Annotated in this window: 22 protein-coding genes; 14 read left to right on the plus strand and 8 right to left on the minus strand. The window is 51.8% G+C overall.

The window, feature by feature from the left end; all coding sequences use genetic code 11:
- Nucleotides 1-5 precede the first annotated feature (5 nt).
- Nucleotides 6-347, minus strand: coding sequence for an ArsR/SmtB family transcription factor (locus H8L32_RS23620; RefSeq protein WP_186950043.1), 342 nt, complete (start codon nt 345-347; stop codon nt 6-8).
- Nucleotides 348-667: 320 nt separating this feature from the next.
- Here H8L32_RS23620 and H8L32_RS23625 point away from each other — a divergent pair, with 320 nt between their 5' ends.
- Genes H8L32_RS23625 through H8L32_RS23635 form a run of 3 tightly spaced genes read left to right on the plus strand, consistent with a single transcriptional unit; the run spans nt 668 to nt 5,067 of the window.
- A complete protein-coding gene (locus H8L32_RS23625) occupies nt 668-1,627 on the plus strand; it encodes an efflux RND transporter periplasmic adaptor subunit (protein ID WP_329605224.1) in 960 nt (319 codons plus the stop codon).
- Nucleotides 1,628-1,636: 9 nt separating this feature from the next.
- A complete protein-coding gene (locus H8L32_RS23630) occupies nt 1,637-4,861 on the plus strand; it encodes an efflux RND transporter permease subunit (protein ID WP_186950047.1) in 3,225 nt (1,074 codons plus the stop codon).
- Nucleotides 4,858-5,067, plus strand: a complete 210-nt coding sequence (locus H8L32_RS23635) for a YgaP family membrane protein (protein WP_186950048.1) — start codon at nt 4,858-4,860, stop codon at nt 5,065-5,067. The genes H8L32_RS23630 and H8L32_RS23635 overlap by 4 nt, the downstream gene beginning before the upstream one ends.
- A gap of 18 nt (nt 5,068-5,085) precedes the next feature.
- Here the strand turns inward: H8L32_RS23635 and H8L32_RS23640 are convergent, their stop codons facing one another.
- The 3 genes from H8L32_RS23640 to H8L32_RS23650 form a co-directional block, all read right to left on the minus strand.
- The gene (locus tag H8L32_RS23640; protein WP_186950050.1) at nt 5,086-5,400 is read right to left on the minus strand and encodes a hypothetical protein; all 315 of its coding nucleotides are present in this window, start codon (nt 5,398-5,400) and stop codon (nt 5,086-5,088) included.
- A 128-nt stretch (nt 5,401-5,528) separates the two neighbouring features.
- Complete coding sequence (locus H8L32_RS23645) at nt 5,529-6,239, minus strand: queuosine precursor transporter (RefSeq protein WP_186950052.1); 711 nt, start codon at nt 6,237-6,239, stop codon at nt 5,529-5,531.
- Between the two features lie 291 nt (nt 6,240-6,530).
- Complete coding sequence (locus H8L32_RS23650; RefSeq protein ID WP_186950054.1) at nt 6,531-7,184, minus strand: GntR family transcriptional regulator; 654 nt, start codon at nt 7,182-7,184, stop codon at nt 6,531-6,533.
- Nucleotides 7,185-7,381: 197 nt separating this feature from the next.
- Here H8L32_RS23650 and H8L32_RS23655 point away from each other — a divergent pair, with 197 nt between their 5' ends.
- From H8L32_RS23655 to H8L32_RS23705, 11 genes are read left to right on the plus strand one after another with little or no spacing between them, the layout of a single operon-like run.
- Complete coding sequence (locus H8L32_RS23655) at nt 7,382-8,410, plus strand: TRAP transporter substrate-binding protein (protein ID WP_186950056.1); 1,029 nt, start codon at nt 7,382-7,384, stop codon at nt 8,408-8,410.
- The gene (locus tag H8L32_RS23660; protein ID WP_186950058.1) at nt 8,407-8,961 is read left to right on the plus strand and encodes a TRAP transporter small permease; all 555 of its coding nucleotides are present in this window, start codon (nt 8,407-8,409) and stop codon (nt 8,959-8,961) included. Before H8L32_RS23655 ends, H8L32_RS23660 begins: the two co-directional genes overlap by 4 nt.
- On the plus strand, nt 8,958-10,307 hold the full coding sequence (locus H8L32_RS23665) for a TRAP transporter large permease (protein WP_186950060.1): 1,350 nt from the start codon (nt 8,958-8,960) through the stop codon (nt 10,305-10,307). The genes H8L32_RS23660 and H8L32_RS23665 overlap by 4 nt, the downstream gene beginning before the upstream one ends.
- Nucleotides 10,304-11,971: a malonate decarboxylase subunit alpha gene (gene mdcA, locus H8L32_RS23670; protein WP_186950062.1), complete on the plus strand. Its 1,668-nt coding sequence runs from the start codon at nt 10,304-10,306 to the stop codon at nt 11,969-11,971. Before H8L32_RS23665 ends, mdcA begins: the two co-directional genes overlap by 4 nt.
- Nucleotides 11,972-11,981: 10 nt before the next feature.
- Nucleotides 11,982-12,302, plus strand: coding sequence for a malonate decarboxylase acyl carrier protein (mdcC, locus tag H8L32_RS23675; protein ID WP_186950064.1), 321 nt, complete (start codon nt 11,982-11,984; stop codon nt 12,300-12,302).
- Nucleotides 12,299-13,216, plus strand: coding sequence for a biotin-independent malonate decarboxylase subunit beta (locus H8L32_RS23680; RefSeq protein ID WP_186950066.1), 918 nt, complete (start codon nt 12,299-12,301; stop codon nt 13,214-13,216). Before mdcC ends, H8L32_RS23680 begins: the two co-directional genes overlap by 4 nt.
- Nucleotides 13,216-13,926, plus strand: a complete 711-nt coding sequence (gene mdcE, locus H8L32_RS23685; protein ID WP_186950068.1) for a biotin-independent malonate decarboxylase subunit gamma — start codon at nt 13,216-13,218, stop codon at nt 13,924-13,926. The genes H8L32_RS23680 and mdcE overlap by 1 nt, the downstream gene beginning before the upstream one ends.
- A 3-nt stretch (nt 13,927-13,929) precedes the next feature.
- Nucleotides 13,930-14,646 carry a malonate decarboxylase holo-[acyl-carrier-protein] synthase gene (gene mdcG, locus H8L32_RS23690; protein ID WP_186950070.1) on the plus strand — a complete coding sequence of 239 codons (717 nt, stop codon included), beginning with the start codon at nt 13,930-13,932 and terminating at the stop codon, nt 14,644-14,646.
- Nucleotides 14,640-15,569 (plus strand): triphosphoribosyl-dephospho-CoA synthase MdcB, encoded by a 930-nt coding sequence (gene mdcB, locus H8L32_RS23695; RefSeq protein ID WP_186950072.1) that lies wholly within the window; start codon nt 14,640-14,642, stop codon nt 15,567-15,569. The genes mdcG and mdcB overlap by 7 nt, the downstream gene beginning before the upstream one ends.
- Nucleotides 15,562-16,497, plus strand: a complete 936-nt coding sequence (locus H8L32_RS23700; protein ID WP_186950074.1) for an ACP S-malonyltransferase — start codon at nt 15,562-15,564, stop codon at nt 16,495-16,497. Before mdcB ends, H8L32_RS23700 begins: the two co-directional genes overlap by 8 nt.
- Nucleotides 16,498-16,536: 39 nt before the next feature.
- Nucleotides 16,537-17,169: a carboxymuconolactone decarboxylase family protein gene (locus H8L32_RS23705; protein WP_186950076.1), complete on the plus strand. Its 633-nt coding sequence runs from the start codon at nt 16,537-16,539 to the stop codon at nt 17,167-17,169.
- A 118-nt stretch (nt 17,170-17,287) separates the two neighbouring features.
- On the opposite strand, the gene infA is transcribed toward H8L32_RS23705, so the two are convergent.
- The 4 genes from infA to H8L32_RS23725 form a co-directional block, all read right to left on the minus strand.
- Nucleotides 17,288-17,551: a translation initiation factor IF-1 gene (gene infA / locus H8L32_RS23710; protein ID WP_162039515.1), complete on the minus strand. Its 264-nt coding sequence runs from the start codon at nt 17,549-17,551 to the stop codon at nt 17,288-17,290.
- Between the two features lie 503 nt (nt 17,552-18,054).
- Nucleotides 18,055-19,803, minus strand: coding sequence for a phospholipase D-like domain-containing protein (locus H8L32_RS23715; protein ID WP_186950078.1), 1,749 nt, complete (start codon nt 19,801-19,803; stop codon nt 18,055-18,057).
- A 374-nt stretch (nt 19,804-20,177) separates the two neighbouring features.
- Nucleotides 20,178-20,897, minus strand: coding sequence for a LytR/AlgR family response regulator transcription factor (locus tag H8L32_RS23720; protein ID WP_186950080.1), 720 nt, complete (start codon nt 20,895-20,897; stop codon nt 20,178-20,180).
- Complete coding sequence (locus H8L32_RS23725) at nt 20,878-22,416, minus strand: histidine kinase (protein WP_186950082.1); 1,539 nt, start codon at nt 22,414-22,416, stop codon at nt 20,878-20,880. Before H8L32_RS23725 ends, H8L32_RS23720 begins: the two co-directional genes overlap by 20 nt.
- Nucleotides 22,417-22,624: the final 208 nt, after the last annotated feature.

Genomic DNA, 22,624 nt, shown 5'->3' on the forward strand with positions numbered 1-22,624 from the left:
GAATACTAGCTGGTGCCGGTGCGGCTGCCATTCAGCAAGGCGGCCTGGGATTCAAACTGGCGTGCGACATTGCCACATACCAGGTCACACAAGGCATAAATGGATTCGTCAGCGATATGGTAATACACCGAAGTACCGCGTCCTTCACGCCCAACCAGGCCATGCTTGGCCAGTGTAGACAGATGGCGTGAAACATTGGCCTGTGAGCAGGAACAACGGTCTGCCAGTTCACCGACATTGTGTTCTTTTTCGCGCAGACAGTTAAGGATGCGCAAACGGGTCGGTTCAGCCAGGGCTGAGAAATAATGGGCAATCTGTATCAATGCCTGATCAGATAATCCGTCCATAACAATCAAGATAATAGTGGGAATGTTTCTATCATACCCCGACTGGCCGGGATTGCACATGCTTAATTTACTATTTGCGTAATTGCGCAAATAAGAATATTATCTTTTCAAAGCCGCTATCGGCACCAGCCATACCACCCATGTCATCCCTATTCCATCCCTATTATCCGTACTATAGATATGTACCCATGAATACCATAACGCCGACTCAATTCATGATGAAGCAAGTACTTACTGTGCTTGTTATACATGCTGTTAGCATCATTGCGACCGTCTTTATATTTACATTTACAACGGCGGCTGTGGCTGCGGAACTTGAAGTGACAGAGGTCAGGGCCTCTCGTGATGCAGGCAGTATCAGCGCTGATGGTGTGGTCGAAGCAGTCCGGCAGACCGTCATTGCGGCCCAGGTATCGGGTGCCATTACGACCTTGCCGGTCAAGGCAGGTGACAGCATGAAGGCCGGACAAATGTTGGTGCGTATGGACGGACGTGTCGCCAGTCAGCAAGCCCATGCCAGCCAGGCACAGCTTGAAGCTGCGCGGGCCACACTGCAGGTGGCCAGCAAGGATTTCGAGCGGCAAAAGCAATTGTTTGCCCGTCAATACATCAGCCAGGCCCAGCTTGACCGTGCGGAGGCGCAATTCAACTCTGCCAAGGCCGATGCCAGCGCGCAAATTGCCCAGGCTGGCGCGGCGCAGACGCAATCAGCTTATTACACGCTGCAGGCCCCGTATGCCGGGCGCATTGCTGATGTGTATGTGAGCCAGGGTGATATGGTGACGCCGGGCCGGGCCCTGTTGTCCGTATTTGATCCGGCAGCCTTGCGTGTGACGGCAACACTGCCGCAAGCGCAACTGGCCAGTATCGTGCAAGGACAACCGATCAGGATAGAAATACCGGGTTTGCCGCCAAGCCAGCGCCTCATCAAGGTGGATCATTTCATCGCCCTGCCAGTGACCGACGCCAGCACGCATACCGTGCAATTGCGGCTTGATTTGCCAATTGTGAATGGCCTGGCACCGGGTATGTTTGCGCGCCTGCAATTGCCCGCGCAGATTGTAGGCAGGGACGACAATGCACGTCTGTATATACCAGCCAAAGCAATAATGCGCCGTGCCGAGTTGTATGCGGTGTATGTAGTGAATCAGCAAGGCCGGGCTTTGCTCAGGCAGATCAGGCCTGGGCCCGTTGTTGGCACCGAACAGGAGGTGCTGGCCGGTGTTGCTGCCGGTGAAAAAGTGGCGCTTTATCCCCTCGTTGCCGCGCAGTCGCGCTAAGGGATTGCCATGCCAAAACAACTGGGATGGCCGGGTCGTAGCGCGCAGTTTTTTCAGACCGCACAAATCACACCTTTGCTGGCATTGGTTGCATTTTTGCTTGGCGTCTTTGCCGTCATTGTCACACCACGTGAAGAAGAACCGCAAATCAATGTGACGATGGCGAATGTGTTGATTGCCTTCCCCGGTGCATCAGTCAAGCAGGTGGAGCAGCAAGTGGCGATACCGGCAGAACAGGTGCTGGGACAAATCGCCAATGTCGAACATGTGATGTCGGTATCCCGGCCAGGCATGGCCATCATGACCGTGCAATTTGAAGTTGGCATACCACGCACCGAAGCGCTGGTGCGTCTGTACGATGTGGTGCATAGCCACCGTGACTGGTTTCCGACGAAGCTGGGTGTACTGGAAGCCATCGTCAAACCTAAAGGCATTGATGATGTGCCCGTTGTTGCCTTGACTTTATGGAGCAAGAATCCGCATAGCGGGCCCTATGATCTGGAACGTGTCGCCCACAGCATGGAAGCTGAACTCAAACGTGTAAAAGGCACGCGTGACATCACCACCACGGGCGGCCCTGGCCGCGCCATTAATATAGAACTTGATCCGGTCAGACTGGCTGCCACTGGACTGACTGTCGCAGATCTGCAAAGCAGTTTGCAGGCGGTCAACCTGGGTTTGCCAATCGGTGAATTGACGCAAGCGAATCAAAGCATCGCCATCGACGCTGGACCATTTTTGCATGACGCGCAAGCCGTGTCTGAAGTCGTGGTCGGCGTCAAGGCAGGCAAGCCTGTCTTCATGAATGACGTTGCCAGGGTAGTAGACGGTCCCTTGCCAGACAGTGCCTATGTCTGGCATGGGCAGGTGGGCAAAGATGCTGCAGAATATCCAGCCCTTACCATCGCCATCAGCAAACAGCCCGGCCAGAATGCCGTCGCCGTTGCTGATGCCGTCAAACAGCGCGTTGCAGAGTTACGCAATACCGTCATACCGGAAGGTGTGGAAGTCAGCATCACGCGCAATTATGGTCAGACGGCTGACGACAAGGCCAAAAAACTCATACAGAAATTATTGTTTGCCACTTTGTCTGTAGTGGCACTGGTATTCATTGCATTGGGGCGGCGCGAAGCCGCGATTGTCGGCACGGCGGTTATATTGACCTTGACCGTAACCCTGTTTGCCTCCTGGGCCTGGGGCTTTACGCTGAATCGCGTATCTCTGTTCGCCCTGATTTTTTCCATAGGCATACTGGTCGACGATGCGATTGTCGTCGTCGAAAACATACACCGGCACCAGGCTTTGTTTCCAGACAAGTCGCTGACAGAAATCATACCTGCTGCCGTCGATGAAGTCGGTGGCCCCACCATACTGGCGACACTGACGGTGATTGCCGCATTGCTGCCCATGGCATTCGTCAGTGGTCTGATGGGGCCGTATATGAGTCCCATTCCCATCAATGCCAGCATGGGAATGTTGTTGTCGCTGGCTATCGCCTTCATCGTCACACCCTGGCTGGCACGCATCTGGATGAAGCAGGCTCATGATGGGCAGGAAAGTAAATTGCAGAAAACACTGGGCAGCTTGTTCCAGCGCGCATTTCGCCCCTTCCTTGATGAACACAAGGGCAGGGAAAATGGCTGGAAGCTGACGTTGCTCATCCTTGCGCTGATTGCTATCTCTGTTGTTTTGCCGGTAGTCGGTCTGGTGCAATTGAAGATGCTGCCGTTCGATAACAAGTCAGAATTCCAGGTCGTGGTCGATATGCCGGCCGGTACGCCGGTAGAAAAAACAGCTGCGGTATTGCGCGAGCTTGGCGCATATCTGTCCAGAGTGCCAGAGGTGGCTGATTACCAGGCTTATGCCGGTGTTGCCGCACCGATCAATTTCAATGGCCTGGTGCGCCAGTACTATTTGCGTTCTGGCGGTGAGGCCGGTGACTTGCAGGTCAACCTGGTAGACAAGCATCATCGCAGCGAACAAAGTCATGTCATTGCCAGCCGGCTGCGTCCGGCCTTGCAGGACATCGGCAAGCGTTATGCTGCCAATGTCAAGGTGGTGGAAGTGCCACCCGGCCCGCCGGTGCAAGCAGCTATTGTTGCAGAAATTTATGGCCCCACTGATGAGGGGCGGCAGCAAATCGGCAGGGCCGTGCGTGCGGTATTTGACAAGACAGCCGGTGTGGTCGATGTTGATGACAGCAGTATCGTGAATGCCCCAAGAAAAATCTTGCTGATAGACCAGCGCAAGGCCGCAGCACTGGGTATCAGTCAGTCGGCAATCGTCACGACCTTGCGCGCCGGCCTGCATGGCGATGCGGTCAGTTATCTGCATGATGAAAGCAGATATGCGGCTGCCATCCAGTTGCAGTTGCCAGTGACCGAACAAGGTAATCTGGATAGCCTGTTAAGCCTGAGTGTCAGGTCGGCGCAAGGGAAGCTGGTACCTGTGCGTGAGCTGGTGACTATTTCTGACAGCCTGCGCGAGCAGGCGCTGTTTCACAAAGATGGCCTGGCCGTCAATTACGTCACTGCCGACATGGCAGGTACCTTAGACAGCCCGCTATACGGCATGTTTGCCATGCGAAGCGACATCGCAAAAATCATTACCCCCGATGGTGACAGGCTCAAGGAATTCTTTATCCATACTCCGTCTGATCCGTATCGCGGTTTCAGCCTGAAATGGGATGGTGAATGGAAGATCACCTACGAAACCTTCCGTGACATGGGTGCTGCCTATGCTGTGGGCCTGGTATTGATTTACCTGCTGGTAGTAGCGCAATTCGGTTCCTACCTGACACCGCTGATCATCATGGCACCAATACCTTTGACCATCATCGGCGTCATGCCGGGCCATGCTTTGCTGAGTGCGCAATATACGGCTACCAGCATGATAGGCATGATCGCCCTGGCAGGCATCATCGTCAGAAATTCTATCCTGCTGGTGGATTTCATTCATGTGCAGGTGGCTGCTGGCATGGCATTTAAGGATGCCATAGTCAGTTCGGCCATTACACGCGCCCAGCCGATTGCGCTGACCGGTTTGGCAGCCATGCTGGGGGCCTTCTTCATTCTCGATGACCCCATCTTCAATGGCCTGGCCATCTCTCTGATTTTTGGCATTCTGGTATCCACTCTGCTGACCCTGGTGGTGATACCGCTGCTGTATTACAGCGCCTATAAAAATAACCCTGATTTAAACCATCCTGATTTTCAACAAGGAGCTTCATCATGACTAGCTGGCAAATCGTTCGTATCGTTGCAGGTTGCTTCATCCTCCTGAGCCTGGCGCTGGGCATACCCGATAGCCCACTGTTTGTGAATCAGTGGTGGCTGGGTTTCACGGCATTTGTAGGAATCAATTTACTGCAGAGCGGCATCAGCAAGTGGTGCTTGATGGAAAGTATTTTGCGCAGACTGGGTATACGCTCAGGCAATTGAAGCCTGAGTCAATCAGTCTTAACCCTTGATGGAAAAATGGATGCGCGAATTCGGTGCTGCCAGTTTGTCTTCCAGGCGTCGTCCCGGAACTTTGCGTCTGCCTTGCAATTTACGGGTATTCAGTAAAATTGCCTGCTGTTTTTCGCGACGGTCCGCACGGCGTCTGCCATCGGTCTGACGACGATCCACGTCTGGCCAGGTACTTTCATCGGTCGCACTAGTCGCACCACCACCCGCCTGCGTAGTTGCGGCTGTTTGACGACGTTGCTGTGTAGTGTTTTGCGGCGTTTCTGCTGCCTGCTCAAACAGTCGGAATACTTTTAAAGGAAACATGGCCTAAGTGCTTTGGAATATGACTCTTCACACTTAGAACGGTAAAATTGTGTAAAACTTTAGAACATGCAGCTAAATTGGTTTAATTGTGATTAAACCAATTTTTCCATGGCGAAATTATTTGCGCCTTATACTTTCAGGCGGAAAGGTGTGAAATTGGTATCCTTGTCATAATAATCTTCGTCCTCTATGCGCTTCAAGAAGGCTACCACCTTGTAGGTCACCGGTGTCATCACGACTTCCCAGCCGGTTTTCAAAATATATTGCGCCACCATGACAGTGATTAACTGGCTGTTTGACCAGATGCCGTAAAAGGCAATCACATAAAATAGACTGGAATCGACAAATTCTCCGCATATGGTGGAACCTATGGTACGCATCCATAACCGCTTGCCCTGCATGGCCAGCTTCATCTTCGCCATCACATAACTGTTCACAAAGCTGCCGCACCAGAATGCGGTGATGGAACCGAGGATGATTCTGGGGGTATTGCCAAATACGGCATTCAGGTGCGTCTGGTATTCGGTATTGAACGGGTCTGCTGCCGGTGTCAGTGACAACACAACGATGGACATCACGGCAGCAAACAGCAGTGCTCCAAACCCTGCCCAGATCACGCGCCGGTCGCGGCCATAGCCATATACTTCAGTCAGGACATCGCCAAAAATATAAGATATCGGGAAAAACAATACACCTGCTCCAAAAGTGACAGTACCCAGTATCGGCAGGGTCACCTGGGCCGCCTTGGCCGCACCGATCAGGTTGGAACACAGCAACACCGTGACGAAGGCCGCCATTACAAAATCATAGTATTTATAACTGCCAAGTGGGCGTGTCATAGGGATTGTCCTGATCAAAGCAAGAAGTGAAAATTTGAATAAAGAAGTCGCTGGCTAATATAAAGCAAGACGGGCAATCCTGCCTGCAAGCCTTCAGAATCATCTGGCAAGCCGATCAGGCTTGTCAATCTGCAGCAAAAGATTTGTAAAGGATGTGTTGGAAAATAGCTGGTGATCAATACTTCTGCATCAAGCTGGTGCAATTCAATGCCGAGTTGAACATCAGAGGGTCGACTAAAGTTTCTGCCAGTTGCGATGATCCGGCAAAACCCTGTAGATGCGACTGAAGTTTCAGTTTGCTGCACGCGGCAGCGAAGCGATCAGATCAGCAAAGCGTTGGCCCTGTATCATGATATGACCGCGCAATAAATTTGCGGTCATCTCAGCTTCACCCTGCAGGATGGCTTGCACTACTCCGTCATGTTCATTATAAGAATTGGCGATGCGGTCACGCACGCGCAATTGCAGGCGCCGGTAAGGGCGCAGGCGACGGTGCAGGTTCATGGACTGTGTCGCCAGGAAGTCATTGTGGCTACCCTGATAAATCAGGTAGTGAAAGACTTCATTCTTGTAAAAATATTCATCAGGGTCTTCGGCATCACGCGCATCCTTGCAGGCTTCATGGGCGGTTTTTAAATCGGCCTGTTCCTGTTTTGACATGCGGCGTGCTGCCATGCGTCCGCACATGGCTTCAAATTCGGCCATGACTTCAAACATTTCCACCAGTTGCTGCGGGCTGATGGTCGCTACCTGGGCGCCACGCCTTGGGCGCATTTCTATGATGCCCATGGAAGCCAGTTGTATCAGGGCTTCGCGTATCGGTGTGCGGGATACACCAAAGCGTTCTGCCAGCTCGGTTTCATCGAGATGATGACCAGGCTGGAGTTGTCCTGTTGCTATCAACTCTTCTATTTCTTCTCGCAGGCTGGCGGAACGGTTTTTCATTTTTTTGGTACATCAATATAAATCATGTAGCTAGTATATATTCAAGTTGACTTTGAATGCAAAATATAAGATCTTGTATACAAGAAGATTAAAAAAGCATACACGGAAGAAATTCTGGCAAAATATGCAAGACACAGGGCAAGGGACAGAACTTTGCCAAAACGAGATGTTTCATCCACAAAACCTTAGGAGTCATCATGTCGCAACTGAAGAGAAGAACAGTCTTACAAGCCCTGAGTCTTGCCCCATTGGCTGCAGCATGGTCGCCCTTGACTGCGTGGGCGCAAGCCACGACGCTGAAAATTTCCCACCAATTTCCTGGTGGCACGCTGGAAGAGGGCGATTTTCGTGACCGTCTGTGCCGCATGTTTGCCGCAGAAGTACAAAAGCGCAGCAACGGCAGTCTGAAATTTGAAATCTATCCCGGTTCTTCGCTGATGAAGACCAATGCGCAATTCTCATCCATGCGCAAGGGGGCGTTGGATCTGTCCCTGGTGCCTTTATCTTATGCCGGTGGTGAAGTGCCAGAAGTGAATATCGGCCTTATGCCGGGCCTGGTGCCATCATATGAAGTCGGTGCCGCCTGGAAGAATGCCGAAGTCGGCAAGGAACTCAATAAACTCTTGCTGGACAAGGGCATCGTTGTCGTCAGCTGGATCTGGCAGGCTGGTGGTGTGGCATCACGCACCAAGGCCGTGGTGGACCCGGACGATGTCAAGGGCATGAAGATACGCGGTGGTTCACGCGAAGTCGATCTGGTATTGAAAGCTGCCGGTGCTGCCGTGGTCTCCCTGCCATCGAATGAAATTTATGCTGCCATGCAGACAGGGGCGATGGAAGCTGCCATGACGTCATCGACTTCGCTGATCTCTTTCCGCCTCGAAGAAGTGTCTAAATTCCTGACCAGCGGTCGCGGTCAAAGCTACTGGTATATGTTTGAACCACTGATGATGTCAAAAACGATTTTTGACAAGCTGACAAAAGACCAGCAAAACACCATCATGACCGTGGGCGCCGAGCTGGAAGCCTTTGCCATCAAGGCTGCCAAGCAGGACGATATCGCCGTTGCCACCGTATATGAAAAGAAAGGTGCCAAAGTCGTTGATCTGAATGCCGCCACCGTCAAGAAATGGCAGGCAATTGCCCGCACCACGGCCTGGAAAGATTATGCCGACAAAAATGAAAACTGCGCCAAATTGCTGAAACTGGCGGAGAAATTGTTATGAGTCATGGCTTTGAAATAGCAAGCCCGAAAGGGCCTCCGGTACCAGACCATCCCTTTGTCGCCAGGCTGGCTAAAGGATTGGAATGGATCAATAAAACCATCGTGCGCATATCCATGTTCGCCATGCTGTTGACGGCTTTCATCCTTACCTATTCTGTCGTCACACGCTATCTGTTCAAGATACCGACAGACTGGCAGGATGAAGCCTCGGTCTTCATGCTGATAGGCGTGACTTTCTTTTCTGCGGCTTATGTGCAGTCTTATCGCGGTCATATAGGCATAGAGGTGTTGTCATCGATCTTGCCACCAGCCATCAACCGCTTTCGCCTGTTGCTGGTGGATATCATTAGCGCGGCGTTTTGCCTGTTTTTTTCCTGGAAATCCTGGACGCTATTTCATGAAGCCTGGGTAGATGGACAAACTACCTCGTCAACATTTGCACCACCGTTATGGATACCCTATGCCATGATGGCTGCCGGCGTGACACTGCTGTCGCTGCAAATCGTGGTACAGGTGCTGGCTGCCATTACTGCCAAACGGAGGGCAGCATGAGTCCGCTTACCCTCGGTGTTTTATATGGCATCGTGACCCTGATCGTGATGTTTTCCGGCATGCCCATCGCTTTTGCTCTGGGTGTGGTGGCTACCGGCTTCATGTATTTTTTCATGCCTGCAGCATCGCTCGATACCATTACCCAGAATGTCTATGAAGAAATGGCATCGATCACCCTGCTGTCGATACCACTATTCATTTTAAAAGGCGCTGCCATCGGCAAGTCACCAGCCGGACGTGACCTGTATTCTGCCATCCATGCCTGGCTGCACAAGGTGCCGGGTGGCCTGGGTATTGCCAATGTCTTCGCCTGCGCCATGTTTGCGGCAATGGCTGGCTCTTCCCCTGCGACCTGTTCCGCCATTGGTTCTGCCGGTATCCCTGAAATGCGCAGGCGTGGTTATTCGCCCGGCTTTGCTGCGGGCATCATCGCTGCCGGTGGTACCCTGGGTATCTTGCTGCCACCGTCGATTACCATGATCCTGTATGCAGTTGCTGCAGAACAGTCGCTGGGGCGCTTGTTCCTGGCTGGCATAGGCCCGGGTATTTTGCTGGTGATTCTGTTTTCTGGATACGCCGTATATCGCGCACGCCGTGAATATGCAGTTGCTTATCAGGCTTACCAGCAGGGCGGCGTTAAATCAGCCTATCTGGAAGAAGAGCATTTCACACTCGCGCAAAAAGTCGAAATGCTGCCGCGTGTGCTGCCCTTCGTCATCCTGCTCATCGGTGTCATGGTGGCCTTGTATGGCGGCTATGCCACACCGTCCGAAACAGCAGGTCTGGGTGCCTTGCTGGCGATGGTGCTGATCGCTATCGTCTACGGCGTCTGGCGACCTAAAGATATTTCACCCTTCATCACCTCGACTATCAAAGAATCGACGATGCTCTTGTTTATCATAGGCATGTCGCTGCTGTATTCTTACGTGATGAGTTATCTGCATATCAGCCAGTCGGCAGCGCAGTGGGTGGTTGATCTGCATCTGAGTAAATGGATGCTGCTGACGGTGATCTTGCTGATGGTGGTGGTGTTTGGTTTCTTCCTGCCGCCGGTATCGATTATCCTGATGATGTGCCCCATCATCTTGCCGCCATTGAAAGTGGCAGGGTTTGACCTGATCTGGTTTGGCGTGGTCATGACCATCGTCATGGAGATGGGTTTGATACATCCACCCGTGGGTCTGAATATTTTTGTCATCAAGAATATCGCGCCAGACATACCCTTGAAGGATATCGTCTGGGGTGTCATGCCTTTTCTGTTGTTGATGCTGGTGGCGGTGATTTTATTGTGTGTATTCCCGCATATCGCGACCGCATTTCCTGATGCCTTGATGGGAGCAAAATGATGACCGCAACCGGTCGCTGGAACACCCTGCAAACCAACCGCCAGCAGCGTCTGCAAAGGGCTGCCGACGTACTGGGCAATGATTTGCAGGGCAAACTATTTCCGCAGCAGCGCATAGGCGACTGCCTGCATGCGGTACTGGAAGCAGGCGACCGGGTTTGCCTGGAAGGGAACAACCAGAAACAAGCTGATTTCCTGGCCAGGGCACTGACTAAACTGGATGCGGTACGCATTCACGATTTGCACATGCTGTTGTCCGTGCTGGCCTTGCCTGAACATCTGGATGTGTTCGACAAAGGCATTGCCAGCAAACTGGATTTTTCTTTTTCCGGCCCGCAGGCAGCACGCCTGGCCAAACTGGCTTCTGGCGGGAAATTGAATATCGGTGCCATCCATACTTACCTGGAATTGTATGCGCGCTACTTTGTTGACCTGACTCCGCGTGTGGCCCTGGTGGCAGCACAGTCAGCTGACCGCGCTGGCAATTTATATACCGGCCCCAATACCGAAGACACACCGACGATAGTTGAAGCCACGGCATTCAAATCCGGCATCGTGATTGCCCAGGTTAATGAAATCGTCGATGTCCTGCCTCGTGTTGATATACCCGCTGGCTGGGTGGATTTTGTGGTGCAGGCGCCGACACCGCATTACATAGAACCATTGTTCACCCGCGACCCGGCTTTGATTTCCGAAATACAGGTCCTGATGGCGATGATGGCCATCAAGGGCATCTATGCCGAATATGAAGTGAAACGTCTCAACCACGGCATAGGCTTTGACACAGCTGCCATAGAATTGTTATTGCCTACCTATGCTGCGTCACTGGGCCTGAAAGGCAAGATTGCCACCCACTGGGCATTGAACCCGCACCCGGCACTGATACCCGCGATAGAAGCAGGCTTTGTTGAGTCCGTGCATTCCTTTGGTTCTGAGCTGGGCATGGAAGACTATATCCGCGCCCGACCTGATGTTTTCTTTGTCGGTGCAGACGGTTCCATGCGCAGCAATCGTGCGCTGTCGCAGGCGGCGGGGCATTATGCCTGCGATATGTTCATCGGTTCTACATTGCAAATCGATTTGCAGGGCAATTCATCGACCGCAACGCTGGGTCGTATCGCCGGTTTTGGTGGCGCGCCGAATATGGGTGCTGATGCACGTGGCCGTCGCCATGCCAGCCCGGCGTGGTTAAAAGCTGGCCGTGAAGCAAGGGCGGGCAGCAATCAGATACCGCGCGGGCAAAAACTGGTGGTGCAGATGGTAGAGACTTTCCGTGAGCACATGCAGCCCGCCTTTGTCGAAAAACTCGATGCCTGGCAACTGGCAGAACAAGCCAATATGGCGATACCACCAGTCATGATTTATGGTGATGATGTCACCCATATCCTGACCGAAGAAGGTATCGCCAACCTGCTCTTGTGTCGTAGCGAAGAAGAACGCGAACAGGCCATACGTGGTGTCGCAGGCTACACACCGGTCGGGCTGGCGCGGGACAAACGCATGGTAGAAAACCTGCGTGACCGTGGCATTATCAAACGTGCAGAAGACATGGGCATAGACAAGCGCATGGCCACGCGTGATCTGCTGGCCGCAAAGAATATGAAAGACCTGGTACGCGCATCGGCAGGTTTGTATCAGCCGCCGAAACGTTTCAGGAACTGGTAAGGATCTCATCATGGAAACTTTGGTATACCGCTTTGAGCAAGGGCAGCGCAAACTGGGATTAGGGGCGCCGGCGCAACTGGTCGGCGTGGTCAGCTCGGGCAACCTCGAAGTGCTGGTGCAGTCGCTGGATTTACAATCGGCGTGTGAGATAGAAATCAGCACGGCTGCGGTTGGCTTTGGCGTGATCTGGCAAGCAGTCATGAGCGACTTTAACCAGCGCTGGCAACTGGCCGATTGCCGTATTGCCATCAACGACATGGGCGCAACCCCGGCTGTTGTCAGCCTGCGTATGGATCAGGCGATAGAAGCCTGTCTGGAGCAAAACAAATGAGCAGCTATCTGGAAGCAAGCGCCAGGCAAAGAGTTACCGCCCTGATCAGTGATTTTAAAGAATTTCTGCCACCAGCCAGACAATGGACCAGCCCGCATCTGCCGCAACTGAATGCACCGGTTTCTTTTGATGATGGCGTCATCATCGGTCGCGGCACGCTGGATGGCAAGCAGGTCTATGTCGCGGCACAGGAAGGTGGCTTCATGGGCGGCGCCGTCGGCGAAGTACATGGCGCCAAGCTGGTGGGCCTGATGCGTGCTGCTGTCATCCACAAGCCACAGGCGCTGGTGTTGCTGGCAGAATCGGGTGGTGTGCGCCTGCATGAAGCCAATGCGGGCCTGATTGCCGTGTCTGAAGTCATGCGCGCCTTGCTGGCTGTACGTGCCGCAGGCATACCCGTCATCGTCGTCATTGGTGGCAGCAATGGCTGCTTTGGTGGCATGGGCATTGTTTCACGCTGCGCGAATGTCATCATCATGTCGGAAGAAGCGCGGCTGGCCATGTCTGGCCCCGAAGTTATAGAAACCGCCAACGGCGTAGAAGAATTTGATTCACGTGACCGCGCCCTGGTATGGCGTACCACTGGTGGCAAACACCGCTACCTGTTGGGTGATTGCCAGATGCTGGTGGCAGACGATGATGCTGCATTCAAGGCCGCAGTCGCGCAGGCTATACAGCAATACTCACATACCGAAACCGCACTCAGCCTGACTGAACTGGAAGTAGAACAGCGCACGCTGAGCGAACGTCTGCAAGATTTTGGCGACAAGAAAGAACCTATGGACATCTGGTCTGCCATGGGTGTCAGACAGCCAGAAGATCTGGCCATGCTCGATACACAGGCTTTCCTGCAACTGACAGCCGGGCTCAGGCAAAACAAGCACTACTATGCGGACACGGATGGAGGGCAATAATGGATAGCACACAATTGCTGGGACAATTATTTCCACAAGGCCATCAGGTCACGGTCACGGATGATTTCATCTCTGGTACAGCAGAAATCGATGGACAGGCCATCAGTGTGATCGGCACCAGTGGTCATACACCCATAGGTGTGGAAATTGCATTGGCGCAGGCCAGGGCCGTGCTGGTGACAGTGCGGGATTTTCCGCAAAGGCCGATACTCTTGCTGGTGGACACCCAGGGACAGCGTCTGCGTCATCGTGATGAAATGCTGGGCATTAACAGCTATATGGCACATCTGGGTAAATGCCTGGAACTGGCAAGACAGTCTGGCCACAAGATCATTGCCCTGGTCTATGACCAGGCACTGTCTGGCGGCTTTATCACCAGCGGCATGATGGCCGATGCCTGTTATGCCCTGCCGGAAGCGACCATACGCGTCATGGGCTTGCCCGCCATGGCACGCATTACCAAAGTGGCAGAAGACAGACTGACTGAACTGGCGCAAGATAATCCGGTATTTGCCCCCGGCCCCCAAAATTACGAACGCATGGGTGGTGTGCAGGCAATTTGGAATGGCGATCTTGCAGCCTGCCTGCGCACGGCCCTGACGCAGGCTGATGCACGTGACCAGCGCAGCGAACTGGGCCAGCAACGTGGCGGCCGTCGCATGGCGCAGCAGGTGATCGATGCGATACTGCTACAGGCACAAGAAGGCTAAGGTATGGATGGCAAGGATGGCATTCCGCAATACCAAAGACATGATCTGGTCTGGCTTGATGATGAAGCTTGGGCCGCCGTATTGCAGACAACTGTATTGCAGACTCCCGCAGCACCAGACCTGCTCAGGCAGTGGCAGCAGCAGGAATGGCCAGCCGTGGTGACGCGCCGTCATCCCGACGTGGCAGAAGATGAAGTCTGCATAGGTTTTCCCTTGCCACCTGTGGATGGCAACAAGCCAAGGTTTGCCGCCATCGTCAAGGCAGAACACATTGCAGTCCATCAGTCGGCCCTGTCTTTGCATGGCGTGCTTGCGGTTGCCCCCATCATCTGGCAAGCAGCATTGCAGAACCTGCATCAGCAGGCATTGATGGCGGGTATCAAGTTGCGTGTGTATGGCTCTTTGGCGATGCAGTTTTTGACCGGACAAAATTATCTGAGTGAGACATCCGACATCGACATCCTGTTTCGTCCTTTCCATCAGGCGCAATTGCGTGCCGGTCTGGCACTGCTGCAAGAATTTCAACAACTATTGCCGCTGGATGGGGAAATTGTATTCCCCGGTGAAGCCGCAGTTGCCTGGAAAGAATGGGCCTTGCCCGCCGATACAGAACAGGAATTCAGCCAGCAACGTGTCATCGTCAAAGGCATGCACAGTGTCAGTCTGCGTACCCGGCAGAGTCTGTTTGCGCATTTGCCTGAAGGTGAATTGCCATGCTGACGCAGCTAAAGTCAATTGCTGAATCTGGTTTCCCCTTGCGGCAAAGCGTGGCAAAGTCAGACAGGCAATATCCCTATACGCAGCACATCGCCAGACTGGCAGTACGCAGCCTGTACGCCGAGCTGGTTCTGTATCCCAAACCGGGTCTGGTGTCCCTGCGTGACAATGGCAGTCATCATGACATGGATGCAGCCTGCTTCATGCGCAGTCTGTTTTCGTTGCGCCATTATTTCAAGGCAATTGCCATCGCCGGTGCACAGGGTGCTGATTTTCACGAACTGAAAGCCCTGGGCATAGTGGCAGAGCAGCGCATGTTGCAGGCGACCAGGGGCATCAATACCCATCGCGGTGCCATCTTTGCAGTGGGCATGCTTAGTGCGGCTGCCGGATATTGCCTTGCCCGTGACCAGACCGTGACGGCTGTGACCTTACGGCAAACCATTGTCACGCAATGGGGCAAGGCACTGCGCATGCACAGTGTGCCACCCATGAGCGAGACGCATAGTCATGGACAGCTGGCAGCGAAGCAATATGCAGCCAGCGGTGCCAGGGAAGAAGCGGCGCTGAGTTTCCCTTCCGTATTCGAACTGGCATTGCCGCAATTGCAGCAAAGTCTGGATGAAGGCCGCAGCCTGTATCTGGCACAGCTGGACAGTTTCTTTAGCCTGATGGCACATATTAGCGATACCAATCTGTATCACCGTGGCGGTACCGAGGGGATTGCCTATGCACGTCATGCCGCGCAACAGTTTTTGGATCAGGGGGGCACAGCCCATCCCCAATGGCTGGCCATGGCAGAACACTCGCATCAGCAGTTTATCAAACGCAGGCTGTCACCCGGCGGTGCGGCAGACATGTTGGCCGCAACCTGCTTTGTGCATTATTGTGCAAAGATATTTCCTCTCAGTACCGGTCATGAATAAATTCGCCCTGCTTTGTCCGGGACAGGGGGCACAGTCAGCGCAGATGTTTGCCCTGGCCAGCCAGCATACCGGTGCTGACAGCTTTGTGCAGGATGTATTGAAGCAAACCATTCATCAGCATGCGCTTGCAGACGTGTTGTCATCGACAGCGCTTTTGTTTGAAAACCGCTATGCCCAGCCCTTGCTGGTTGCCGCCACCCTTGCCAACTGGCTGGCACTAAAACAGCACCTGCCCGTGCCCGATCTGGTTGCCGGTTATAGCGTGGGTGAGGTGGCAGCCCATGCCGTCAGTGGGAGCATGGAAGTGCTGGCTGCACTGGAACTGGCTACCGCACGTGCAGCGTTGATGCAGGCTTGTGTGCACGCACCGCAACGCATGTTGGCTGTTTCTGGCATTGCGATTGAGGACATCCGGCATTTCGTTGCCGGTCATGATCTACATATTGCCATTATCACGGCCGACAACAAGGCTATCATCGCCGGCCTGGCAACACATATCAGCGCAGCCATTCCGGACATATTACTTTTGCCTGGGCATGATATTGGCTACACAGAAGTTGCCGTCCACATCGCTTCACATACGCCATTGATGCAGGCGGCAGCAACAGATTTTGCGCAAGTGCTGATGGATACTACGATATGTGATACCGATGTCGGTGTGTTGGCCGGTATCACGGGAGAAACGGTCACTGCACCCGCAGCGATACGCAGCAGTTTGCTGGCCCAGATGACACAGACCATACAGTGGCATGCCTGTATGGATGCCATGGCAGAAAGTGGTATCCGCTTTGCGCTGGAACTGGGGCCAGGCGCGGCCTTGTCCAGAATGCTGCAGTTACGCCATCCACACATTGCCTGTCGTTCAGTGGCAGATTTTCGCAGTCTTGAAGGCGTTATCCAGTGGGTGCAACGCCAGCGGGAGAATTGAATTTGAATCCAAGCCACCTTCCACATCCCAGGAGCCAGCATGAAACGTATTACACTTGCCTCTACCTTTATTCCATTTATTCTCGCCATGACTATCAATACCCTGGCCCAGGCTGCCGAACGTCTGCCTACCATTCCGCCATCGCAATATACGGAAGAACAGAAAAAAGCTGCCGAAGAATTTCTGGCGACGCGCAAGGTTCCTGTATTTGGCCCCTTCGAACCACTGATGTATAGCCCGCAAGTCATGACACAGGCACGTGCCATGGGCGATTATCTGCGTTATCAGTCTGCGCTCGGCACTACCCTCAGCGAACTGGTGATACTGATTACTGCCCGTGAATGGTCACAAGATTATGAGTGGTATGTGCACCATCCCATTGCCCTGAAGGCCGGTATCAAAGCCGAAGTGACAGCCGCCATTGCCGATGGCAGACGCCCGGTGGGCATGACAGAAGATGAAGAAATCGTCTATGATTTTTCTACCGAGCTGCACAAAAATAAACGGGTGTCAGATCGTACCTATGCACGGGCAGAAAAACGTTTTGGCAACAAGGGAATCGTCGATATGACAGGCATCAATGCCTACTACACCTTGCTGGCGATGCAGATGAATGTAGCGCAGTATCAAATGCCCAGAGACGGCAAGAAACTCGTGCGCTTTCCAGAGTGAGATGCGGGATTTTTACTTTTCCCCTTGATGCAAAAGGGGCAGGGGCAGGGGGCAGACAAAAAATATGGGGCCAATGCCCCATATTTTTCACATCTGCTCTATGTGAGCGTAGCTGCTATCAATAACGACGACGCTGCTGACCACCACCTGATGGACCGCGCGTTTCAATATGGCGGAAAGTAATTCTGCCCTTGCTCAAATCATACGGTGACAATTCCAGCGTCACCTTGTCGCCAGCGAGTATGCGGATGTGATGCTGACGCATTTTGCCGGATGTATAAGCGATCAGCTTGTGACCGTTTTCAAGATTCACACGAAAACGTGAATCGGGCAGCACTTCTTCAACTTGACCATTCATTTCCAACAGTTCTTCTTTTGCCATGGGTTTTTCATCTTTATAGTAGGTGAGACAACAGCACACAGACGGCGTCTCAAATGAACAGATGATCGCAATCATCTGCAAGGGAATACGGTGAACTCGCTGGTAATCGGACTATCAGCCCATCAGGCCTGAAAGCCGGTGCATCGAGGTTGAAGTAGGCTGTGCAGCCCATGGCTGTGGCCATCAGGTCATCACAGTGCGTAGATACAAAGGCAGATAGGTACTGCAAAAGGGCGATTGATCATTTTTCGCAGCTTGCTGCCAGCATAGCAAATACGGAAAACCGGCTTTTTTCAGATGCGCGAAATTCAGTTATATCCGGATTATACTCTCTTGCACCAATTTCGCCGCATTTGCTTGCAGATCGTGGATAAAAAGACGAAATTAATATCAATTTAATATTTAAATAAAATTCTACCTCGCTTTTGCGCATCCGCAATGTAGTCGTATTGGTAATTGCAACACGGCGCAGCAGCCAGACTCTTTAGAATGATGCTGGAATATCAAGATTTCGAGAACAATATCCTTTCCTTGAATTTGATATGCCCTGGCGTATAGTAATTTTTTGACCAGTCTTCATCATTGAATTTAAGCCTGAGTGGGGTGGCTTTTTGTGCTGTGCTGAGTGCGGCCCTGAATGCATAGTGGTCCACCAGTCGCACTGCTTCAATCGCAAAGACAGTAGCGACTTCCTGATCGTAAATGGCAATCAGATTGTCGCCGTTTTCCTGTTCGCCACCTTCCGCCAGATTCGATGAACCAAAAAAAACCACTGGCTTGCTGTCATTGAAATCCACCACTACGAATTTATGGTGGATTTTATGCGCCAGGCCTTCCTGCATTTCTTTATTGAACGGTGGTGGCACCAGTTTATTCAAGGCTGCTGACGTGACCAGTACGCCAGGTTTCCCGGGCGAATAGACTTGTACGCCGGAAGTGGATTTTTTATTGTCAGCAGAATTTTTTTCGCCATCTTTACCACCAGGATTATCGGTAACGCCATAGGAGAAGATTTTCCCCTCATCGTGAATTGTCCGCAGTGTGTCCAGCACCGAACTTTGCCCAACCAGTGCCATGACAGCAAACAGCACAGAGCTGTTTGCCGTGTTCATTTCGTTTTGCAGCCTGTCCAGAGAAAACGTATTTTTCTTATGCGGTGCGAAACTGAAAACACTGGATGGCAGACCAGGCTTGTTAATGGCATATTCTTGTTGGGATATCTTGTCCGCCGTAAATTGGGGAGTACTCAATCCGCCATTGAACGCGGCTTCAAAGGATTGCGCATACAGTTGGGCCACATCACTGTCGCTAAAGATCGCAACATGGTTGGCATTAACGTACAGGCCAGTCACCGAAAAATTGGTGGAACCGGTCAGCACACGCGCAGGTTTCCCCTTGATGCGCATGATGAAGACTTTATTGTGCTGGTACCTTGAGAATTTCCCGGTTTTTACGTTTGCCTTTCCGGCCGATTTTTGCAGCAATGCCTCAGCCTGTGGTTCCAGTGCCTTATCCCCCACATGGGTAGCAGAATTATCCATGACGATGCGTACTTTTTTGCCCAGAACTGCCAGCGCACGGACGATATCCGGTTCGTTGAAATCGTACACCATGGCATCCAGCGTGGCATCTTTGTTCAAATAGCATTCGTTCAGGAAATCAATGATTGCTTCCCGCGCATGTGCCCCTAGCCATTGGTATTGATCAACATAGTCGGCAGTGGGGAAATCAATCGCCTTTTGCTTCGGGCTGATCGCCTTCGCTCCAAATTTGTCGGTATAAGCCTGAGACGATAAATACCCTCTTGTGAAAGCCAGTTCAAAATTCTTTTGTTTAAATGGCTGGCACATGGCCTTGATGCTGACCGTATCACCCGTAGTCAGCGCAGCGCTATGCGCGGCTGAAAATAATTTGACGGATACTTCATATTCAAGCTCGCCAAAGGCATCGCTTGCCGGAAAATCTACCCACCAGAACTTCTGGAAAGGGGCATCTTCCGACGAATGCCATTTTCTGTCCTTGGCAGTGGTCTCGTTGGTGTAATCCGATGTAAACGACAGTCTGTTGAGCAGGGGGCTCCAACTGCCACCTTTAAAGCGTCGTCGTATCGAAAAACCAGCCAGGTCCTTCCTCTTGTGTTCATCGACGTTAAAGGCCAACATCACGCATTGGTCACCGCTATAGGCGCGCACGGTAAGAGCCCCGGAACTTGCTGAGGCAGAATGTGCAGAAGTACTCAGATTGCCAGACATGTTGCTTCTCCAGTTAATGAATCACATTGTTTTGAAATGAGCTTCAGTTCCGTCCTGATCCAAACTCTCCAACATCGCACGCTGACACAGCCACGCCCCCAGCCCTTACAAGGTGCGTCTGTGTGTATTTGTTATTATTTTGGTAATTTTGTATCAGCGCTTATGACTGCCTGAAGAAATTCATTCGCAGTGATAGCGCGAGACTTTCCAGCAACAAGACAGGACAATCAAGTTTAAGGCGTTTTAATAATAGTTGCCATTATTTCTTGCTATTTAAAGCACAAATGGAGTTCGGCTGCATTGCTTGAAAGGGATTCCACAGTCGCAGGGCGGGAATCCGGATAGTGGCGTCCACCCTATAGCTGGAAAACTGATCAGGAAGCACCAAGTATTTTTTTGATTTTCGGATACATGGAGCGTGAAACCGGAATGTCGCTTGAAAATGCGGTATCGACTGAATACTTTCCTCCTGCACTGATAGACAGGCGCTTGAAGTGCTGCATATTCACCACATACGAGCGATGTATGCGTACAAAACTCCGGGGTAGAATTCCCAGCATGTTCTCTAAAGATTTCTCATGGAAGTGCTGTTTTCCGTCGCGGCATACAATCTTGCTGTAGTGCCCATCAGCCTGTACAAAATCGATATCTGCAATGACCAGTAATTCTATATTCCCCATTTTTTTAAGCACCAGGCTGGCACTTTGATCATCTGGTGGCCGGCGTTTCTCATAACGTTCAAATGCCAAAAACAGACGTTCCTGGCTAAAGGGTTTAGGTACGAAGTCAATAACACCAAAACCAAATGCGGTCACTGCCTGCTCGGTATGCGCAGAAATAATAATTGTCTGCAAATTGGTCGCGTCCGGCTTGGCAGCCATGTGATTCAATTGCAAAATTTTAAAACCATCATGGCCTGACAAATTCAAATCCAGCAATAACAGATCAAAACGTGTTTTATCCAGCAGGGCCAGGGCATCATCAATATCATCACATTGATGCAATTGATCAAGCTGCTCTCCAAAATAATCCCTTACCTCGCGCAGCAGGCGTTGGGCGATCAAGGGCTCATCTTCAACGATCAGTAATTTCATGGGTTTTCTTCGTCTGTTTCTGAACAGATTCTATGTAGAACTCATCCCTATTGATGAAATCAGTTCCAGATATCAGTGGCAATTGAAATCGTGCATGCCAAAAATCACCAACTTGCTCCGTTACATAGCTGGCGCGACCATCAAAAACTTCTTGTAAACTTTGATGAATATAGTGATTTCCTGTACCTGTACCAGTGTGCGCTCTTGGGCTGACTACAGGCAGTTTCATTACTATGCCCACAGACTCCATGCTGCGATGTATATGCAGCTCAAATAGCGTTTCCTGCCTGTATTTATTGTGTGAAAATGCATTTTCCAATACAGTCAACAAGATGGCTGGCGGGATACTGATCGCCGACGGATCCCCTTTTATCTGCAAGGTGCATTTTTTTTGCAGGCGAGCACTCATGATCTCCAGATAATTCTTACACAGCTCCAGTTCCTGCGTCAAAGCGATCTGCGTGTGACTTGCGTACTCGTTCAACATTCTGAATTCACGGCCCAATGCCTGGATAAATTCTTCCGCCTGTCGTGGCGACTGGTGCAGTAATTCTCCCACCAGGCTCAAGGAATTCATGAGGAAATGCGGTTGCAAACTGCGTCGCAGCAACTGATTTTCCAACTGAGTGGCTAACGCTGCTTTTTGCCTGTCATGGACAAACTGCTGTAGCAGTTGCAGCAAGATGCTGAATAATAAAAAACATACACTCAGGCCAAAACCCGTTTCTGCAAAATGGAAAGCGGGTATCAAAAAAAGCCCCAAAGAACAAATCACGACGACCAGCCCTCTTTTACTGGCGCTTTTCTGACGTTTATACGCAATGATACTGATGGCCAAACTTGCTACAAGGGCGACGCCAAACATCATCTCACTCTTGTGATCAAAATAAGGACTGATGAACGTCATCGTGACAGTCAATAAGGCCAGGATGCCGGTAATCAACATCAGGCGCTGGAACCGGAAGTAAGCCAGAAAATACACAGGCAACAGGACAGAGAACAGGCAGGTCAGTCCGGCCACCAGATACAACCTGATCAAGTGAAATGGATACAGATAGCCAAACAGGCCGCGCCAGGCTTCAACTACCAGTAGGCAACTCGCCACCAGACACAATATTAAAAAAAGTACCCAGTGCGTATGCCGCTGGTAAAACAAAGTCAGACCTGAGAATAACAAGACCACCAGTAATAACGCACCGGCCAATAACAGGGGAAGAATAATCCCCGTGTTACTGGCCACATACAGGCTGTACGGTTCCGTGATCGACAAATCATAGAAAGGATTCTTGATCTGATTGTTGCCGTGATAGCTGGAAAGTTTTAATACCAGGCTGTGCATACCTTGCTGCAATTGCTCAGGCGTCAGGCTGACACTGTATTCTATATACCCAGGTATTTCCTCTTTGGCCGAGACGGCCGGTTTGCCATTGCGCCCCACTTTCACACCATCAAGAAATAACTCGGAAGCTGCCAGCAAGGAAAAAGACAAGACTTGATTTCGCGTTGGCGTCTTAGACATCAAAAATTGCGCTGAAAGGCAGTAATGCTGCATGGGTTTGAGATCATGCAAAGAAAATCCTGCCTGAACAGGCTGCCTGGATTGCTCATTCAGGGATGTCAGGTTCGCTTTACCACATTGAGAAAAATCACCCTGCAGATGCTGAAAGCGCAGACCCATCAAATCTACCTGTGCATGGCAGGGGTCAAGCGCGAAGAGCAAAAGAACA

This window comes from Undibacterium hunanense (genome assembly GCF_014284335.1).
GTDB classification, from domain to species: domain Bacteria; phylum Pseudomonadota; class Gammaproteobacteria; order Burkholderiales; family Burkholderiaceae_D; genus Undibacterium; species Undibacterium hunanense.

What these genes read in the sequence shown, in the direction of transcription:
- H8L32_RS23620 (WP_186950043.1), bottom strand. Translation starts at nt 347, where the DNA reads ATGGACGGATTATCTGATCAGGCATTGATACAGATTGCCCATTATTTC.
- H8L32_RS23630 (WP_186950047.1), top strand. Translation starts at nt 1,637, where the DNA reads ATGCCAAAACAACTGGGATGGCCGGGTCGTAGCGCGCAGTTTTTTCAG.
- H8L32_RS23635 (WP_186950048.1), top strand. Translation starts at nt 4,858, where the DNA reads ATGACTAGCTGGCAAATCGTTCGTATCGTTGCAGGTTGCTTCATCCTC.
- H8L32_RS23640 (WP_186950050.1), bottom strand. Translation starts at nt 5,400, where the DNA reads ATGTTTCCTTTAAAAGTATTCCGACTGTTTGAGCAGGCAGCAGAAACG.
- H8L32_RS23645 (WP_186950052.1), bottom strand. Translation starts at nt 6,239, where the DNA reads ATGACACGCCCACTTGGCAGTTATAAATACTATGATTTTGTAATGGCG.
- H8L32_RS23650 (WP_186950054.1), bottom strand. Translation starts at nt 7,184, where the DNA reads ATGAAAAACCGTTCCGCCAGCCTGCGAGAAGAAATAGAAGAGTTGATA.
- H8L32_RS23655 (WP_186950056.1), top strand. Translation starts at nt 7,382, where the DNA reads ATGTCGCAACTGAAGAGAAGAACAGTCTTACAAGCCCTGAGTCTTGCC.
- H8L32_RS23660 (WP_186950058.1), top strand. Translation starts at nt 8,407, where the DNA reads ATGAGTCATGGCTTTGAAATAGCAAGCCCGAAAGGGCCTCCGGTACCA.
- H8L32_RS23665 (WP_186950060.1), top strand. Translation starts at nt 8,958, where the DNA reads ATGAGTCCGCTTACCCTCGGTGTTTTATATGGCATCGTGACCCTGATC.
- mdcA (WP_186950062.1), top strand. Translation starts at nt 10,304, where the DNA reads ATGATGACCGCAACCGGTCGCTGGAACACCCTGCAAACCAACCGCCAG.
- mdcC (WP_186950064.1), top strand. Translation starts at nt 11,982, where the DNA reads ATGGAAACTTTGGTATACCGCTTTGAGCAAGGGCAGCGCAAACTGGGA.
- H8L32_RS23680 (WP_186950066.1), top strand. Translation starts at nt 12,299, where the DNA reads ATGAGCAGCTATCTGGAAGCAAGCGCCAGGCAAAGAGTTACCGCCCTG.
- mdcE (WP_186950068.1), top strand. Translation starts at nt 13,216, where the DNA reads ATGGATAGCACACAATTGCTGGGACAATTATTTCCACAAGGCCATCAG.
- mdcG (WP_186950070.1), top strand. Translation starts at nt 13,930, where the DNA reads ATGGATGGCAAGGATGGCATTCCGCAATACCAAAGACATGATCTGGTC.
- mdcB (WP_186950072.1), top strand. Translation starts at nt 14,640, where the DNA reads ATGCTGACGCAGCTAAAGTCAATTGCTGAATCTGGTTTCCCCTTGCGG.
- H8L32_RS23700 (WP_186950074.1), top strand. Translation starts at nt 15,562, where the DNA reads ATGAATAAATTCGCCCTGCTTTGTCCGGGACAGGGGGCACAGTCAGCG.
- H8L32_RS23705 (WP_186950076.1), top strand. Translation starts at nt 16,537, where the DNA reads ATGAAACGTATTACACTTGCCTCTACCTTTATTCCATTTATTCTCGCC.
- infA (WP_162039515.1), bottom strand. Translation starts at nt 17,551, where the DNA reads ATGGCAAAAGAAGAACTGTTGGAAATGAATGGTCAAGTTGAAGAAGTG.
- H8L32_RS23715 (WP_186950078.1), bottom strand. Translation starts at nt 19,803, where the DNA reads ATGTCTGGCAATCTGAGTACTTCTGCACATTCTGCCTCAGCAAGTTCC.
- H8L32_RS23720 (WP_186950080.1), bottom strand. Translation starts at nt 20,897, where the DNA reads ATGAAATTACTGATCGTTGAAGATGAGCCCTTGATCGCCCAACGCCTG.
- H8L32_RS23725 (WP_186950082.1), bottom strand. Translation starts at nt 22,416, where the DNA reads ATGTCTAAGACGCCAACGCGAAATCAAGTCTTGTCTTTTTCCTTGCTG.